Here is a 16,059-nt window from a genome sequence, read left to right as displayed (position 1 = left end):
TTAGATTGACCGTTTTGTTACAGGAGCGCTTGGGGTGCTAGCATATGGTTTACGGCGCTCTGGGGGTAAAAGCGACATACTCAAGTACACTCTAGAACTTTGACCGTTTAGCCGTGTCGGGGCATGATAACACGATGACGACCGAAAATCAGGCGACACCGCCGCCCGAATTTGAACGTAAAACCCTGGATGCGGCCGAAATTGGCGCTGTCGCACACCTTTACCGAGGCGAGGTTTACCGCAGCACGATCTGGCGCACACGGTTGGACACGACCACAAACTGGGCCGTTGTCACTTTGGGCGTCGCGCTGTCGATTTCCTTTTCCTCGCCTGATGCCTCACCATTGCCATTGGTGCTTGTCGGCGTTTTGATCATCCTTTTCCTGATGCTCGAGGCGCGTCGCTATAGGTATTTCAACGTATGGCGCGCTCGGGCGAGATGGTTGGAAACGCACTTTTATGCGCCCCTGCTCTATGACGGCGATCTTCATATGGAGGAGAACTGGCAAAAGGTACTGGCCGATGATTACCTGCACCCGCGGTACCACGTCAGCTTAATGATCGCGATTGGGCGCAGAATTCGCAGGAACTACTTGTGGATTCTGTTGATTCAGAGCTTGGCCTTCGGCGTTAAACTTTCGGTCCACCCATCCCCGGTTGAGAGTTTCTCTCAGGCTATTGACCGCGCCGATGTGGGCCCCATCCCCGGTGAAGTCCTTATTTTAACCGGAGTACTTTATATTCTATGCTGGACGCTGATTGCCATCTGGAGTTACCGAGCGGACGGAAACCGTGCATCGCGTCGGGGAAGCAAAAAGTCTGAATCAATGGGTTAAACGCCGGTTTACAGACTTTTGGTCATGGCAACTGAATTTCCGATGACCTCAGTTTCGCGCCACCCCAAATGGGCATAAATCGCGCGAGTATCCTGCATCAGGAGGTGTGTCCGCAAAACCATGTGTGTGCATCCATGCTGGCGGGCAGCGTCTTCGGCGATTTTCAACAACCTCCCAGCGATGCCCTGCCCTTGAGCATGCGGCGCAACTGCCAGATTGATTAGCTTCATTGCATTGTTTGTTTGGGAATAGATGATAACTCCACCCAGACCGATATCGGTCCATGCCAGAACCACTTCATGATCTGCAATTTCCTGTTCAACGCCCGCAGTAACGTCTGGAAGATCGGTTATAGTTTCACGCGCCTTAGCGTATGCCGCCGCGATGCAATCGGTAATTGGTTCGACGTCTTTTTGGGTCGCCTTAATGAAACGAATTGCGGCCATTGCTCCGATCTCCCTCTACAACTGGCTTTAATCGCCTCATAACGCTTGCACATAACCGCTGCGCGACCTAAGAGCCAGTCATGAGCCAGACATCCCATGACCGCCTTCTGATCATCGACTTCGGCAGCCAGGTGACGCAGCTGATCGCACGCCGCCTTCGCGAGTTGAACGTCTATTGCGAAATCCACCCCTATCAGAATGTCACAATGGACTTTGTGCGCGAGATGGCGCCCAAAGCTGTGATTTTCTCGGGCGGGCCTGATAGTGTTACACGAGAAGGTTCACCCCGCGCCCCACAAGAGATTTTTGGCTATGGCGTGCCTATCCTTGGCATCTGCTATGGCCAACAAGTGATGATGCAGCAACTGGGCGGCAAGGTCGAAAGCGGCCATGGCACCGCCGAATTCGGCCGCGCCTTCGTCACTCCGAAAAGTCAGTTGGACATTCTGGATGGCTGGTTCTCTGACGGTGACGAGCAGGTCTGGATGAGCCACGGCGATCATGTCAGCGAAATCGCTCCCGGCTTTGCAGTGTTCGGCACCTCGCCCAACGCGCCTTTTGCAATTACCGCCGATACCAACCGGCACTTCTATGCGGTCCAATTCCACCCCGAAGTGCATCACACACCCAAGGGCGCGAAGTTGTATGAGAACTTCGTGAAACTGGCCGGGTTCCGCGGTGACTGGACTATGGGCGCCTATCGCGAGCAGATGATTGATAAAATCCGCGAGCAGGTCGGAGATAAAAAGGTCATCTGCGGTTTGTCCGGCGGAGTAGACAGCTCGGTCGCTGCAATCCTGATCCATGAAGCGATCGGAGATCAGCTGACTTGCGTGTTCGTCGATCACGGCCTGCTGCGCAAGAACGAAGCCCAGGAAGTCGTCGGCATGTTCCGCGACAACTACAATATTCAGCTGATCCACGCGGATGAAAGCGAATTGTTCTTGGGTGAACTGGACGGCCAGTCCGACCCAGAAACCAAGCGCAAGATCATTGGCAAACTGTTCATCGACGTGTTCCAGAAACACGCCGACACTATCGAAGGCGCTGAGTTCCTTGCTCAGGGCACGCTGTACCCCGACGTAATCGAATCGGTTTCGTTCTCGGGGGGACCCTCGGTCACTATCAAGTCGCACCACAATGTCGGCGGCCTGCCTGAGAAAATGGGATTGAAACTAGTCGAACCGCTTCGCGAGCTGTTCAAAGACGAAGTGCGCGCCTTGGGTCGCGAGCTTGGCCTGCCCGACAGCTTTATCGGTCGCCACCCCTTCCCCGGACCGGGTCTGGCAATCCGCTGCCCCGGTGAAATTACCCGCGAAAAGCTGGAAATCCTGCGCGAGGCGGATGCGATCTACATCGATCAGATTCGCAAACATGGTCTGTATGACGACATTTGGCAGGCGTTTGTGGCGATTCTTCCGGTTCGCACCGTGGGCGTAATGGGCGATGGCCGGACCTATGACTATGCCTGTGCGCTTCGTGCCGTAACGTCAGTGGACGGCATGACGGCGGATTATTACCCGTTCAGCCATGAGTTCCTCGGCGAAACCGCCACGCGCATAATCAATGAGGTTAAAGGCATTAACCGATGTACATATGACATCACATCGAAACCACCGGGAACTATCGAGTGGGAATGACAAAAATTAGCCGGGCTCTGTCCCGGCTTTTTTTGTTTAAATCCAGACAGAAAACCATAATTTTCAATCCAGATATTCGTGATTCTCGCAGGCAATTGTATGGACAGCAGTAAACCGCAAATCGGCAAGGCCGCGCTTTGGATGACCGGTGCAATCGTGTCATTTTCGTCCATGGCCGTCGCGGGGCGCGAGTTAAGCGTGAACCATGACACCTTCGAAATCATGCTTTACCGAAGCCTCGTTGGTATTTGCGTTGTGGCGCTAGTTCTAACGCTGACGCGAAAATGGCACCAGGTTTCAACCTACCGGATTGGTTTGCAAGGCATTCGAAACTTGATGCATTTCATAGGTCAGAACCTTTGGTTCTATGCGCTGACGGTAATCCCCTTGGCTCAGGTTTTCGCACTGGAATTCACACTGCCAATTTGGGTCATTCTGTTGTCTCCATTGCTGCTAGGTGAACGGCTGACACCAGTTCGTGTGCTGTCCGCTCTAATTGGATTTACGGGTATTTTGATCGTTGCCCGCCCTGGTGCTGTTCCATTGAATGCAGGCGTTCTTGCCGCTGCTTTGGCCGCAGTTTTCTTCGCACTAACAACCATTTCCACCAAAAAGCTAACTCAGTTCGCCAGCATCGGCTGCATAATGTTTTGGCTGACTGTCATGCAGGCAGTCCTAGGTTTGATCGCCGCAGGTGCTGACGGTCAAATCTCGCTCCCGACACTCTCTACGGCACCCTTTTTGTTGCTTGTGGGTCTCGCGGGTCTGTTGGCGCATTATTGTATAACCAATGCGCTGGCAATCGCCCCAGCCACAGTGGTAGTTCCCTTCGATTTTGCCCGCCTACCCACAATCGCTGTTGTGGGCATGATTCTGTACCACGAGCCGCTGGATCACTGGACCCTTCTGGGGGCTGCTGTGATCTTTTCGGGCATTTTTCTGAACGTGCAAGCCGAAAATCGTAACAGTTTAGCAACAGATTCCCGTCACTCTGGTCAGTAGTAACGCACCGTCACCAGTTGACGGTTAAACAAGGGTTAAGAAAGTATCCAGCACCACGAGGCAGGCTGATCTTAACCACTCGATACGGGATCACGCCTGAATGACACCTTTAGGGAGGACACAATGAAAAAAGCGCTATTACAGGCGTGCGCACTAAGCGTTGGGGCAACCAGTGCCTATGCAGGCGGCCTGGATCGCAGCGGACAAGGTGTAAACATCCTGTTCGAAGAAGGATCGGTGGCACAATTCCGTTTGGGCTACACTTCGCCGGACGTTAGCGGTTCGATGGTTGACCAAATCCCTGGCAGCCCAACTGAAGGCGAAAGAATTGACTCGGGCAATGTCGCGAACGATTTTTTCACACCGCACCTTGCGTATAAAGCTGCTCTGACCGAGAACCTTGATCTTGCACTGATCTATGATCAGCCTTTTGGGGCGGATGTAGAGTATTCGGAAGAATACCCAATTTCGCAGAACGTACTGTCCCCTTTTGGCGGTACAACAGACATTCTTCGTGCGAAGGCGGACACTGACGCAATAACTGCACTTCTGCGCTACAAGTTCGACAATGGGTTCAGCGCCATTGGTGGTGTCCGCGCCCAACGCTTGAAAGCGAGCGTCTCCGTTCCACTTGCAGGCGCCGGCTTGGCCTCGCCCGAGGGTGGTTACCGCGTTGAAACAGATGCCGAAATCGATTTTGGCTATGTTGTTGGTGTTGCGTGGGAGCGACCCGACATCGCGGCCCGCGTTTCTTTGACTTACAACTCGAAAATCACGCATGATTTGAAGCAAACCGAGGCAAACGACTTTATTAGCGGAGTTATTTTTCCTCCCGGCATTCCTATTGTAAGTCGGGAAAGCGCGGACTCCACAACCGAAGTTGTAACCCCTCAATCCGTAAACCTCGACTTCCAGACTGGTGTTGCGCCGAAAACTCTGCTGTTCGGATCGGTACGTTGGGTGGACTGGCCGCAGACAGTTTATGCTCCTCCAGTCTACACCGGTCTGACAGGTATCAACCTGGTCGACTATGAAGAGGCCACGTGGACGTACTCGCTCGGCATGGGATATCAATTCTCCGAAGAGTTTTCGGGAGCGGTCACTTTGGGCTACGAGAGCTCTCAGGGTAACCCGGTGTCCAACCTTGGGCCGACAGATGGCTTCTGGAGCATTGGGCTCGGCGGCACTTATTCGCTGGAACGTGCTAAAATCTCGGGCGGTGTACAATACACTGATATCGGAGACGCCACTGCGAACGGTGCAGGTGAAGGCAACCGCGCGACCTTCACTGGTAACAGTGCTTGGAGCGTTGGCTTCCAGATCACTTACTCGCTCAGCTAATCAGAACAAGATAAAACCAGCAAACCCCGCCATTTTTGGCGGGGTTTTTCTATGTGCACTGGCTATGTTCCAAAAAACTAATTCGTTTTCTTTAATATTTACTGAAACTTACAAACGTTTCCTAACAAACCCATCTCACAGTGACATTTCAACTTTCGGCTCAGAGACAAGTCATATACGGGAGCCGAACAACAAAAAGACGAGGAACGACATTGTTGAAGATGAGCAAAATTTCAGTTCTAGCACTCATTTCCATGACTGCAGGAGCAACCAACGCCCAGGAGTTTCGCGGGGCAGCAACTTTGGGATATGGTCAGTCATCCGTGTCAGACGATGGTGGTGACTTCAGCACTTTCACTGGGGACGCAACTGGTACTCTTAGTTTTGACAACGGCTTACATTGGGGCCTGGACGCCAAGTACTACAACGTCGATCTGGATGATGTCTCAGGCGACGCATCTGTGTTCGATTTTGGAACCACGTTGAACTATCAGTTCAACAGCGGTGGTGTCTTGGGCGGCTATCTTGATTATGCGGACTCAGATTTGGACACCGGTTTGGGCTTCAGCCTGTCGAGCGACGTAATTTCCTATGGTATTTCAGGTGGCTATGTTGTCGAAGGTGTTGGTTTCGAGGCCTGGATCGGTGAGTCCACGACCTCACCTAGCCTGCCGGGCGGAGCAGATTGGACCGACATCGGTGCACTGTTCCGCTATCAAATTTCAGATAGCGCTTCTTTCGGCGGTCATTACGTCCGCAGCGATGTGTCCGGTGGTGGTGCTGATCTGGATTTGTACAGCATTGGCGTTGGTGGTTATTACCAGTTTGCCAGCGGCTGGGGCACCTATGCTGGTCTCGTGCATCAATCGTTCAGTGATCTTGACACGGACTTCACCACTTTCGGTATCGGCGTTGACTACAACCTGCTTGCGATCAGCGAATTTCCAGCTCAGGTTTCACTGGAATTGGCGAGAACCGACATCGATATTGGCAGTGCTAGCGGCGACATCGACACAATTCGCCTTGGTCTGACTTTCCCTCTGGGTGATCGCAATGCGGCTACTCCGCTTAACAGTGTTGCCCGGGCAGCCATGGCACCACGCCACAACGCTCTTACAACATTGGGCGACTCAATTTTCTAAATACCAAAATCTGCTAAAAGCCGTTGAAACCCCGTCCTTAAGGGCGGGGTTTCTGTTTGCGCAAGTTCCGGGTCGAACGGACCCTCCCCAACTGCGAGAAGGACTTATGGAAAAACAAAAACATCTGTCTCCGAAAGCGTGGGCCGAGCTTCTTTTACTGGGCTTGATTTGGGGCGCTTCCTTTGTGTCGATCCGGATAGCTTTGGATACGATCCCAGTAATGACCTCAGTATTTCATCGCGTCTTTTGGGCGATGCTGGCCCTTTGGTTGGTCGTCTGGTTCCAGAAGCTGCCGGTCCCGCGCAGCCCTCGTGTCTGGCTTTCGTTTGCCGTTATGGGCTTGTTAAACAACGCGATACCATTCTCCTTAATGGCTTGGGGACAACTTTACATCGAAACGGGATTGACCTCGATTCTGAATGCGGCGACAGCCATTTTTGGCGTCATCACCGCCGCGCTTTTGTTTCAGGATGAGCGTCTGACCCCGTCACGAGCAATTGGGGTCGGCCTCGGGTTTCTAGGCGTCGCGATCGCAATTGGAGTTAAGAATTTTGCTAGTTTCGACCTTCAAAGCGCCGCTCAGTTGGCAATTATCCTTGGAACAATTTCATACGCCTTAGCTGGTGCATGGGCGCGTGTGACATTGTCGGACTTGCCGCCAGTCGTCGCTGCAGCTGGTATGCTTACCGGCTCAACCGTGTTGATCCTGCCGGTCATGCTGATGGTCGACGGCGCACCGCGGTTAGACCTTCCGATAACCACATGGCTTGCAATTGGATATTACGCTCTCATCGCAACGGCTGGTGCGTATCTTCTGTATTATCGGGTTCTCGCCATGGCCGGGGCGGGAAACCTTATGCTTGTCACCCTTGTCATTCCTCCAGTCGCCATTGTTTTGGGTGCTGTCCTGCGGGATGAGGCCCTACCCCCACAGGCCTATTTAGGCTTCGCAATCCTCGCTCTCGGGCTTCTGATCCTCAACCGCTCAGGCGCGCGCGATTGACGCCGCCGTAAACGCGTTTTAGCTAGGTCGGAAAAGAGGGATAGCGTTCATGATCTACAGCTCAGCAAATGACTGGCGCAATGCTGCGCGAAAGAAGGTGCTATTCTTTGGCATGTCGGGGCTGGGCAAAACGTATGTTTCGAACGTTCTAAGGGATTCCGGCGATTGGTTTCACTATTCAATCGATTACCGCATTGGTACCCGGTACATGGGTGAATACATCGCCGACAACGCGAAAGCAGAGGCGATGCGTGTCCCTTTTCTGCGCGAGCTTTTGCTATCGGATTCGATCTTTATCGGGTCAAACATTTCCTTCGAGAACCTGACCCCAGTAGCCGCTTACCTGGGCAAGCCTGGTAACGCTGAATTGGGTGGCTTGGACTTACCCGAGTATCGACGCAGGCAGGAACAGTTTCGCCAAGCCGAAATCCACGCTCTGTTGGACACTGAATACTTTATCGACCGGGCACAGCGTCTGTATCAGTACCCACATTTCATTTGCGACACTGGTGGGTCAATCTGTGAATGGGTTGATCCCTCGAACCCCAGGGATCATGTGTTGTCCGAACTGTCCAAACAAACGTTAATGATTTGGATTCAAGGGGATGAAGACCATACCGCTGAACTGATTAAACGCTTCGACAAAGCGCCCAAACCGATGTCGTATCAGCCAGAATTTCTTACCAATGTTTGGGATGAATACCTTAAGCAGCATGGTTGCAGTGCCGAAGACGTAGACCCGAACGCCTTTATCCGCTGGACCTATGCGCAGGCCCTGGCGCATCGCCAACCGCGATATAAAGCGATGGCGGATAACTGGGGTGTAACCGTCACCGCTGATGACATGCACAAAGTCCGCGACGCCAGTGATTTCGATGAGTTGATCGAGCAAACTCTTGAGACTAGCGCAAACCGCACTTAACTACCGCCTCTACACAATAACTCCAAAGGCTTGTACCTGATGCCGATCAAGATCCCCTCCGACCTGCCCGCGTTTGATGTTCTCACGAAAGAGGGCGTCTCGGTCATGGCCGAGGATCAGGCAATGCGCCAAGACATCCGTCCTCTGAGGATCGGCCTTCTTAATCTGATGCCCAAAAAGATTCAGACGGAAAATCAGTTCGCGCGCCTGATCGGAGCAACTGCGTTACAGATCGATTTGTCTTTGATCCGCATGACCGAGCATCGCACCAAGAATACAGCCGCCGAACACATGGCTGAGTTCTATCGTCCCTTTCAAGATGTAAAGAATGAAAAGTTTGACGGCCTGATCATCACCGGTGCTCCGATTGAGCATCTTGAATTCGAAGACGTCACCTATTGGGACGAAATGCGCGAAGTGTTTGAATGGACGCAAACCAACGTTCATTCCACCTTTGGCGTGTGCTGGGGTGGGATGGCCATGATCAACCATTTCCACGGTGTCAAAAAGCACATGCTCGACGCCAAGGCATTTGGTTGTTTTCGTCACGCAAACCAAAGTCCCGCTTCACCGTTTCTGCGGGGGTTTTCAGATGATTGCGTCATCCCTGTCAGTCGTTGGACCGAGATGAAACAGCATGAAATCGACGCGGCAGACGGTTTGAATACTTTGATAGGCAGCGAAGATGTCGGGCCTTGTTTGGTGGAAGACCCGGCCCATCGTGCGCTCTATATATTCAATCACTTCGAATATGACAGTGACACTCTGAAGCAAGAGTATGATCGCGACGTTGCGAATGGTACTCCGATCAACGTGCCGATGAACTACTACCCGAATGACGACCCAAGCCAGACACCGCAAAACCGGTGGCGCAGTCACGCGCATCTTCTATATGGCAACTGGATCAGTGAGATTTACGGCACCACGCCCTATGACATAAGCCGGATCGGGATGGATATGACCGATCTCAGGGCCTGAGTGGATGATGCGCTTCGGCCTCATAACTCTGACCCTTCTGGTCATGTTGTGGGCCGTTGCTGTTTGGCGCGCTGCGCGAAACGAAGCCCGCGCCGAAGCAGCTTTCCCGCCTGAAGGTCAGATCATTGACGTAGACGGCGTCTCGGTGCACGCAGAGGTAATGGGCGAAGGGCCTGACGTCGTGCTTATCCACGGGTCCAGCGGCAATACACGTGACATGACGTTTGCGCTGGCCCCGATCCTGGCCGAGAACTTCCGCGTAATCGTTTTCGATCGCCCAGGCCTAGGCTATAGCGACAGCTTCAACCCCGACGGGGAAACTATTGAAGAACAAGCGGCTATCCTGCAAAAAGCGGCTGCACTTTTGGGTGCTGATAAACCTATCGTCGCCGGGCAAAGCTATGGCGGGTCTGTCTCGCTTGCGTGGGCCGTGACGCGGCCGGAAAACATCGCTGGCCTTGTCCTGATCGCACCAGCTGCAATCCCATGGGAGACGCCTCTGGACGGGTTTAACAGACTAGCGTCGACGACGACCGGCAGCGCGACCGCCCTGCCCTTTGTCACATCGTTTGTTCCCGAATGGTACGTAGAAAAGGCTCTGGACCAAGTGTTCGCGCCACAAACAGCGCCTGATGGTTATGCGGATCATTTCGGTCCCGGCCTTACTATGCGTCGCGCATCAATGCGTGCAAACGCCAAACAACGCGCTAACCTGCTGGAAGAGGTTCGCGCTTTGCAGCCCCGCTATGGCGAAATCGATGTTCCAACCGAAATCGTCCACGGTACCGCTGATGACACTGTGGGTTTAGGCTGGCATTCTCACCGGTTGATCGAACAAATTCCCGGCGCTGAACTTATCGAACTTCCGGGTATTGGTCATATGCCGCAGGTCGTTGCCGCCCCAGAGGTCGCCGCCGCCATTGACCGCGCAGCGCAACGTGCGGGTTTGCGTTAATCTCGCGGCTAATCCATAGTAGGATATGGATTTTATGGCGAGGTAACACATGGCCCGTTCCGAAAAAGGCTCCATTGAAAAGTACTTCAAGAAAGACGCGCCGAAAGAGGTACGGTCTGCCATTGAAAAGTCCAAGAAAGACGACATCCTGAACCCGACATACCCTTACGACGAACGCATGAAACGTAAGGATTATGAAAAAGAAATGGAAAGACTGCAGATTGAACTTGTGAAAACGCAGTCATGGATAAAAGAAACCGACCAACGCGTCGCTTTGATCTTCGAAGGTCGCGACGCAGCTGGAAAAGGCGGTACAATCAAGCGGTTCCGGGAAAATCTGAACCCTCGCGGGGCGCGTAACGTGGCCTTGAGCAAACCGTCGGATACAGAAAGCAGCCAATGGTATTTCCAACGTTACGTAACCCACCTGCCCGCTGCTGGCGAAATCGTGTTTTTCGACCGTAGCTGGTACAATCGGGGCGTTGTCGAAAACGTATTCGGGTTCTGCACGGCTGAGCAACGCGAGCGGTTTTTCCGGCAAGTTCTGCCGTTGGAAACCGGTCTTGTGAATGATGGGATCAAACTGTTCAAGTTCTGGCTGAACGTTGGCCGGGCCGAACAGTTGAATAGGTTTCTAGCACGAGAGACCGATCCGCTCAAACAATGGAAACTCAGCCCGATCGACGTCGCCGGCCTGAACAAATGGGACGAATACAGCGAGTCGATTTCAGAGACCCTGACACGCACCCATTCCGAACATTGCCCTTGGACCATTGTGCGGTCAGACGACAAAAAGCGGGCACGTCTTGCGGCTATTCGCACCGTGTTGCATGCGCTGGACTATGACGAAAAAGACGAGGACGCCATCGGTCCCAATGATGCAAAGATCTGCGGCGGACCTGAAGTCTGGGATGCCTGAACGTGAGTGGACGAACACCCCCGCGCGACTTATGTCATTCATTCCTCTAACTTAAACAACAAAGGCAGCTTAAACAGGAATGACGAAACGCGGGTATCACCACGGGAACCTGAAGCAAGCGCTGATTGAGGCAGCGCTGTCCTTGATTGAAGAAAAAGGTCCGACCGGCTTTACCCTGTCCGAAGCAGCAAAGACAGCGGGTGTCACTCCTGCTGCGGTCTATCGGCATTTTCAAGGGCGTGAGGACCTTATCGCCGAGGCCGCCCGCCAAGGGTTTGAGATGTTCGCCGACCTGATGCAATACGCCTATGACAAAGGTCAGCCCTCTGCATTAGCTGCATTCGAGGCAACAGGCCGAGCCTATTTGGCCTTTGCTAGAAAACATCCCGGCCATTACATCGCCATGTTCGAAAGTGGGATTTCTATCAATCGAACACCCGAATTGGCACTGGCCGCGAACCGAGCGAAGGGTGTTTTAGAAAAGGCTGCAGCTGATCTTTCGCAGCACATCCCGCCGGAAAAGCGCCCACCGGCGTCAATGTTTAGCGCCCATATTTGGGCCATGAGCCATGGTGTTGTAGAACTGTTCGCTCGAAATACCGGAGCAAGCTCACCCTTCCCGCCGGAAGATTTGCTTGAAAGTGGTATAGGCATCTACCTACGCGGCCTCGGACTGGTTCCGCAGGACGATTGATACTCAGAATCTGGACAACGGCCGCGGGGCACTCAGGCCCGAAGTGACGTTGATAAGTTCCATGGTGCCCATGCCTTTGATATCCACAGGACCAAGATCCGAAACCTGGAATTCGTCGATCAAAGCATATTTCATTTCTTCTGGAGCAACGATTTTCATTGGATTCGCAAATACTTGCAGGCGTGAAGCAATGTTCACCGCCGGACCAAACACATCATAAACGTATTTCTGGATTCCAACCACAGACCCGACTGCCGCGCCGGTACCCAGTCCAATCCTTGCTTGCCATTTGTGTGGATGGCTTTCGTTGCGTCGTTCTAGATACCGCAGAAAGCGGACCGCACAATGGGCAACGGCGGTCGCGTGATCCGGGGTTGGGTCCGGCATACCAGACACCGCCAGATAGGCATCGCCGATGGTTTTAATCCGCTCGCAGCCGAATTGTTCTACGATGCGGTCAAAGGCGGTAAAGATGTCATTCAACTCGCTGAGCGTAACGGTTGGGTCAGTCTTGGCCGCGAAATCCGTGAACCCTACGAAATCCAGCATCACCACAGACACCTGGTCATAGAGCTGTGGTGTGACAACGCCGAAAGTTTTGAACTCTTCATATACAGCCTTCGGCATCAGGTTCAGTAGCAGTCTCTCGACCCGCTCTTTCTCACGTTCCAATTCACGCGTATTGCGCTCGACCATGGTCGAATAACTGTCGATCATACTTTCAAGCTCGCGAATGCGCGTTATGTTTTGGCACTCAACAACCAAAACCTGTTCCGACAATCCGTTTGCCAGCGATACTGTCGTGGCAAATATCAGCGTTCTGCGTTTTGGCTTAATTTGCAATTCAACAGAATGACGAAGCCCGGATTGCTTGACATCGTCTATTTCGCGTGGGTCCAGCGAAGGTAGAATATCTAGCAATGTTTGTCCTTCGACCGGAGCACCAAACCATTCAGCGAATGGCCCGTTGTGGAACACAAATGTCAGGTCAGAAGCCCGCACCACCGCCACGCCCACACCGATTGCGCGCAGCAACTGTTCGTTTATCGCTAGAATGCTCATGCCGCGCTACGCGTTACAATAATTGCGCGTTTCGATTCAATGGCTTGTAAGGCTATCTTGACATGATCTTCCCGCATCCCATGCATTGAAAGTGCCTCGGCAAACAACTCGGCCATCTCATCAAAGTCCTCGTGTGAGATGTTAAGGTTCCGATGTACAGCTTCTATTCTTTCATCACTGAATGAAGCTGGTCCGCCCACCAAAGAAGAAACGAATTTGGTCTGATGATCGATCAGGCGCGGCATGTCAATTTCTTCGAAATGAACGCCAATCTGATCGGAATCCAAGGCCATTTCATAGAAAGTCATTACGATTCGACTGATCGTTTTGAACCCGCCATACCGTTCGTAGATTGTCTGCCCCAAACTACACACCCAAACATTAGCTAAAAACAACGCCACAAGTTTATATCATACTGACAGTTTTGTTAACGCTAATGCAAGGTTCCATAGGGCACCTACAACAGGAACGCGGTCTTAAAAGAAGTGGCAGGAAGGGCTGAGCACCCCTCCTGCCGATAAATCAGGCACTGATTGTATTGTGCTCGGGCCCATACGGGAAACCGGTGATGTTTTCCGCGCCGGTTTCCTCGACAACCAGGATGTCATGCTCTCGATAACCGCCGGCTCCTTTTTGGCCCTCGGGAATCCACAGCATCGGCTCGATAGAAACAACCATGCCGGGCTCTAGCACCGTGTCGATATCTTCGCGCAATTCCAATCCGGCCTCGCGACCGTAGTAATGACTAAGAACACCGAACGAATGACCATAACCAAACGAGCGATATTGCAGCAGGCCTTCGTCCGCGAAGAAGCGGTTGATCTCTTCGCAGATGCCTGAGCATGTCGCGCCGGGTTTAATAAGGCTCAGGCCGAGTTCATGTGCGGCAACGTTGGCTTTCCAGATGCGCAGGCTTTCGGCGTCTGGCTCACCAAGGAACAACGTCCGTTCCAGAGCAGTGTAGTAGCCGGAAATCATCGGAAACGTGTTCAGCGACAGGATATCGCCGTTCTCCAATGCACGTTTGGTAACCGGGTTATGCGCGCCATCGGTGTTCAGGCCGGACTGGAACCAAACCCATGTGTCGCGATATTCGGCGTCTGGATAAGCCCGTGCAATCTCAGCCTCCATCGCGTCGCGTCCGGCCATAGCGATCTCAATCTCGGTCGCGCCTTCTCGAATAGCAGAGTGAATGGCAGCGCCGCCCACATCCGCTGTACGCGCGCCACCTTTGATCAACTCAATCTCTTCCGCAGACTTCACCATCCGAGCAGCCATTGTATCCGGGGCTATGTCCACAAGCTCAGGCCCGCCCAGCATGTCCAGCGCGGTGTCGCGCATGGCCAAAGTCAAGTGATCGCCTTCAATACCAATTCGGCGGACCGAACCAATCAGCTTGGCTACCGCGCGCCAGTAATTGTTCCGCTTCCAGTCAGTGTAGATTACGTTCTCTTCGACAGACCGCCGCCAGGGTTGTCCTGCGTCAATGTTTGCCGAAACTGTTGTGCAGGCATCCTGCGTCACGACGCAGCCATAAGGACGACCGAATGCGCAATACAAAAAGCCTGAGTAGTAGGCGATATTGTGCATTGAAGTCAGCAAGACTGCCGGGATATCGCGTGCAGCCATTGTCGCTCGCAGGTTAGATAGCCGCCGGTTGTATTCGGCCTTGCTGAACGGCAAAGCCGCTTTTTCACCGTTGTGGCTGGTGAAGAACTCGGGGCGATTGTTTAGGTCTTTCATTTGGTCTCTCCTCAATGCCGGACAGGCACCGCCCGGCCACAAGTCCCGGCGTTCAGGACGAGCGGCCTCGGGAACCGAGAGCCATGCACCCCGCGCTTTGTCACGACGCCATCGTGACCGGGGTGCATGGTGAAATCGCTAAATCAGCTTTCGAGTCGCGTCAAGCCGGGCTGAGCCCCCTGAGCCGTTCAGACCGCCGCCGAAGCAGTTCTACCGTAGTTAGCAGTGCTATCGAGATCACCACAAGGATGGTCGCCACTGCCAGAATGGTTGGACTGATCTGTTCACGAAGGCCGGTGAACATTTGCCAAGGCAGCGTCTTTTGACTGGCCGACCCAACAAACAACACCACCACAACCTCGTCAAATGACGTGATGAATGCGAACAAACCACCTGAGATCACACCCGGCAAGATCAGCGGCATCTGAATCTTGAAGAACGTCCGAACCGGTCCTGCGCCCATATTTGCCGCCGCGCGCGTCAGCGACTGGTCAAACCCGACCAGCGTTGCGGTCACCGTGATGATTACGAAGGGGATCCCCAGAACAGCGTGAGCGAGGACAACTTTGACATAGCCAACAAAGTTCTTGTCCATTCCCAGCGTTCCTTCAAGGAAGCGTCCGATGTCGCTGTAGAAAAAGAACATACCCGTGGCCGAGATGATCAGGGGCACGATCATCGGCGAGATCAGGATACCCATGATCGCCCGACGCCCCGGAACATGTGACTGGCTCAGACCGATCGCGGCCAGTGTTCCCAGTGACACCGAAATGAAGGTCGCAATCGGGGCGATGATGAGTGAGTTCTTAAAACTACGCTGCCACTCATTGTTCGTAAAGAAATCGCGGTAGTGCTTCAGCGAATATCCTTCTGGGTCCAGTCGCAGCATCTCGGGTGTGAACGTAAAGAAGTCCTGCGCGTTGAACGACAGTGGCAGGACCACAAGGATGGGCGTGATCAGGAAAACGAAGATTGCGCCGCAGATCACCCGAAACAGATAGTGATCGAAAACCTGACGACCCGTTAGGTAAGGCAACAGTTTTCGGCGATAACGCCCTTCGTACAGCCAGAAGATAAAGAACGCAAAAAACCAGCCGGCCAAAAGACCTACGATTAGCCCGGTTAAGCCAGCAAAGAAGAAACCGATGGCGCCTAGGCCCAAAATGGTGATCCAGCGCGCCACGCGTTCGTTGTCCAGCACAGTGATGTAAAGCCAGGCAAGGCCCGCCATCAGTGCTGCGCCAACTATGATGCCAAGCAGGACGCTGCCCTGTCCTGCCCCAACGAACATACCGAGGAACCCTCCGGCGATTGCAACCGCCGGCAGGACAACAGACAACGGCTTGCGGGATATTGGTGTAAGTGCTGCCATGATC

General features: G+C 53.4%; 16 protein-coding genes. 11 read left to right on the top strand and 5 right to left on the bottom strand.

Annotated elements, in window-relative coordinates; all coding sequences use genetic code 11:
* Window positions 1–134 precede the first annotated feature (134 nt).
* Complete coding sequence (locus ACR0L3_RS05375) at window positions 135–836, top strand: DUF2270 domain-containing protein (protein WP_480744252.1); 702 nt, start codon at window positions 135–137, stop codon at window positions 834–836.
* 8 nt (window positions 837–844) lie between these two features.
* Here the strand turns inward: ACR0L3_RS05375 and ACR0L3_RS05370 are convergent, their stop codons facing one another.
* Window positions 845–1,282, bottom strand: coding sequence for a GNAT family N-acetyltransferase (locus tag ACR0L3_RS05370; protein ID WP_480744251.1), 438 nt, complete (start codon window positions 1,280–1,282; stop codon window positions 845–847).
* A gap of 80 nt (window positions 1,283–1,362) precedes the next feature.
* Between ACR0L3_RS05370 and guaA the strand changes: the two genes are divergently transcribed.
* The 10 genes from guaA to ACR0L3_RS05320 all read left to right on the top strand — a co-directional run bounded on the left by guaA (window position 1,363) and on the right by ACR0L3_RS05320 (window position 11,878).
* A complete protein-coding gene (gene guaA / locus ACR0L3_RS05365; protein WP_480744249.1) occupies window positions 1,363–2,922 on the top strand; it encodes a glutamine-hydrolyzing GMP synthase in 1,560 nt (519 codons plus the stop codon).
* A gap of 99 nt (window positions 2,923–3,021) precedes the next feature.
* Complete coding sequence (locus ACR0L3_RS05360) at window positions 3,022–3,924, top strand: DMT family transporter (protein ID WP_480744248.1); 903 nt, start codon at window positions 3,022–3,024, stop codon at window positions 3,922–3,924.
* A 123-nt stretch (window positions 3,925–4,047) separates the two neighbouring features.
* On the top strand, window positions 4,048–5,265 hold the full coding sequence (locus tag ACR0L3_RS05355) for an OmpP1/FadL family transporter (protein ID WP_480744247.1): 1,218 nt from the start codon (window positions 4,048–4,050) through the stop codon (window positions 5,263–5,265).
* A 221-nt stretch (window positions 5,266–5,486) separates the two neighbouring features.
* Entirely contained in the window at window positions 5,487–6,407 is a 921-nt protein-coding gene (locus ACR0L3_RS05350; protein WP_480744246.1) for a porin, read from the top strand.
* Window positions 6,408–6,513: 106 nt separating this feature from the next.
* Entirely contained in the window at window positions 6,514–7,410 is an 897-nt protein-coding gene (locus tag ACR0L3_RS05345) for a DMT family transporter (RefSeq protein WP_480744244.1), read from the top strand.
* Between the two features lie 49 nt (window positions 7,411–7,459).
* On the top strand, window positions 7,460–8,332 hold the full coding sequence (locus tag ACR0L3_RS05340) for an ATPase (protein WP_480744243.1): 873 nt from the start codon (window positions 7,460–7,462) through the stop codon (window positions 8,330–8,332).
* A 39-nt stretch (window positions 8,333–8,371) separates the two neighbouring features.
* Window positions 8,372–9,310, top strand: a complete 939-nt coding sequence (gene metA / locus ACR0L3_RS05335) for a homoserine O-acetyltransferase MetA (RefSeq protein WP_480744241.1) — start codon at window positions 8,372–8,374, stop codon at window positions 9,308–9,310.
* Window positions 9,311–9,317: 7 nt separating this feature from the next.
* Entirely contained in the window at window positions 9,318–10,265 is a 948-nt protein-coding gene (locus ACR0L3_RS05330) for an alpha/beta fold hydrolase (protein WP_480744670.1), read from the top strand.
* 49 nt (window positions 10,266–10,314) lie between these two features.
* On the top strand, window positions 10,315–11,184 hold the full coding sequence (gene ppk2 / locus ACR0L3_RS05325) for a polyphosphate kinase 2 (RefSeq protein WP_480744240.1): 870 nt from the start codon (window positions 10,315–10,317) through the stop codon (window positions 11,182–11,184).
* A gap of 79 nt (window positions 11,185–11,263) precedes the next feature.
* Window positions 11,264–11,878: a TetR/AcrR family transcriptional regulator gene (locus ACR0L3_RS05320; RefSeq protein WP_480744239.1), complete on the top strand. Its 615-nt coding sequence runs from the start codon at window positions 11,264–11,266 to the stop codon at window positions 11,876–11,878.
* A gap of 3 nt (window positions 11,879–11,881) precedes the next feature.
* On the opposite strand, the gene ACR0L3_RS05315 is transcribed toward ACR0L3_RS05320, so the two are convergent.
* From ACR0L3_RS05315 to ACR0L3_RS05300, 4 genes are all read right to left on the bottom strand, one after another.
* Window positions 11,882–12,940: an adenylate/guanylate cyclase domain-containing protein gene (locus ACR0L3_RS05315; RefSeq protein ID WP_480744237.1), complete on the bottom strand. Its 1,059-nt coding sequence runs from the start codon at window positions 12,938–12,940 to the stop codon at window positions 11,882–11,884.
* A complete protein-coding gene (locus tag ACR0L3_RS05310) occupies window positions 12,937–13,341 on the bottom strand; it encodes a group I truncated hemoglobin (protein WP_480744235.1) in 405 nt (134 codons plus the stop codon). Before ACR0L3_RS05310 ends, ACR0L3_RS05315 begins: the two co-directional genes overlap by 4 nt.
* Window positions 13,342–13,462: 121 nt before the next feature.
* The gene (locus ACR0L3_RS05305) at window positions 13,463–14,683 is read right to left on the bottom strand and encodes an aminopeptidase P family protein (protein WP_480744233.1); all 1,221 of its coding nucleotides are present in this window, start codon (window positions 14,681–14,683) and stop codon (window positions 13,463–13,465) included.
* Between the two features lie 160 nt (window positions 14,684–14,843).
* Complete coding sequence (locus tag ACR0L3_RS05300) at window positions 14,844–16,055, bottom strand: ABC transporter permease (RefSeq protein WP_480744231.1); 1,212 nt, start codon at window positions 16,053–16,055, stop codon at window positions 14,844–14,846.
* Between the last annotated feature and the right edge of the window lie 4 nt (window positions 16,056–16,059).

The sequence above is a fragment of the Ruegeria sp. CK1 genome, from assembly GCF_056536545.1.
The sequence above is the reverse complement of the archived record's forward strand: the minus strand, read 5'-3'. Positions and strand labels throughout refer to the sequence as shown.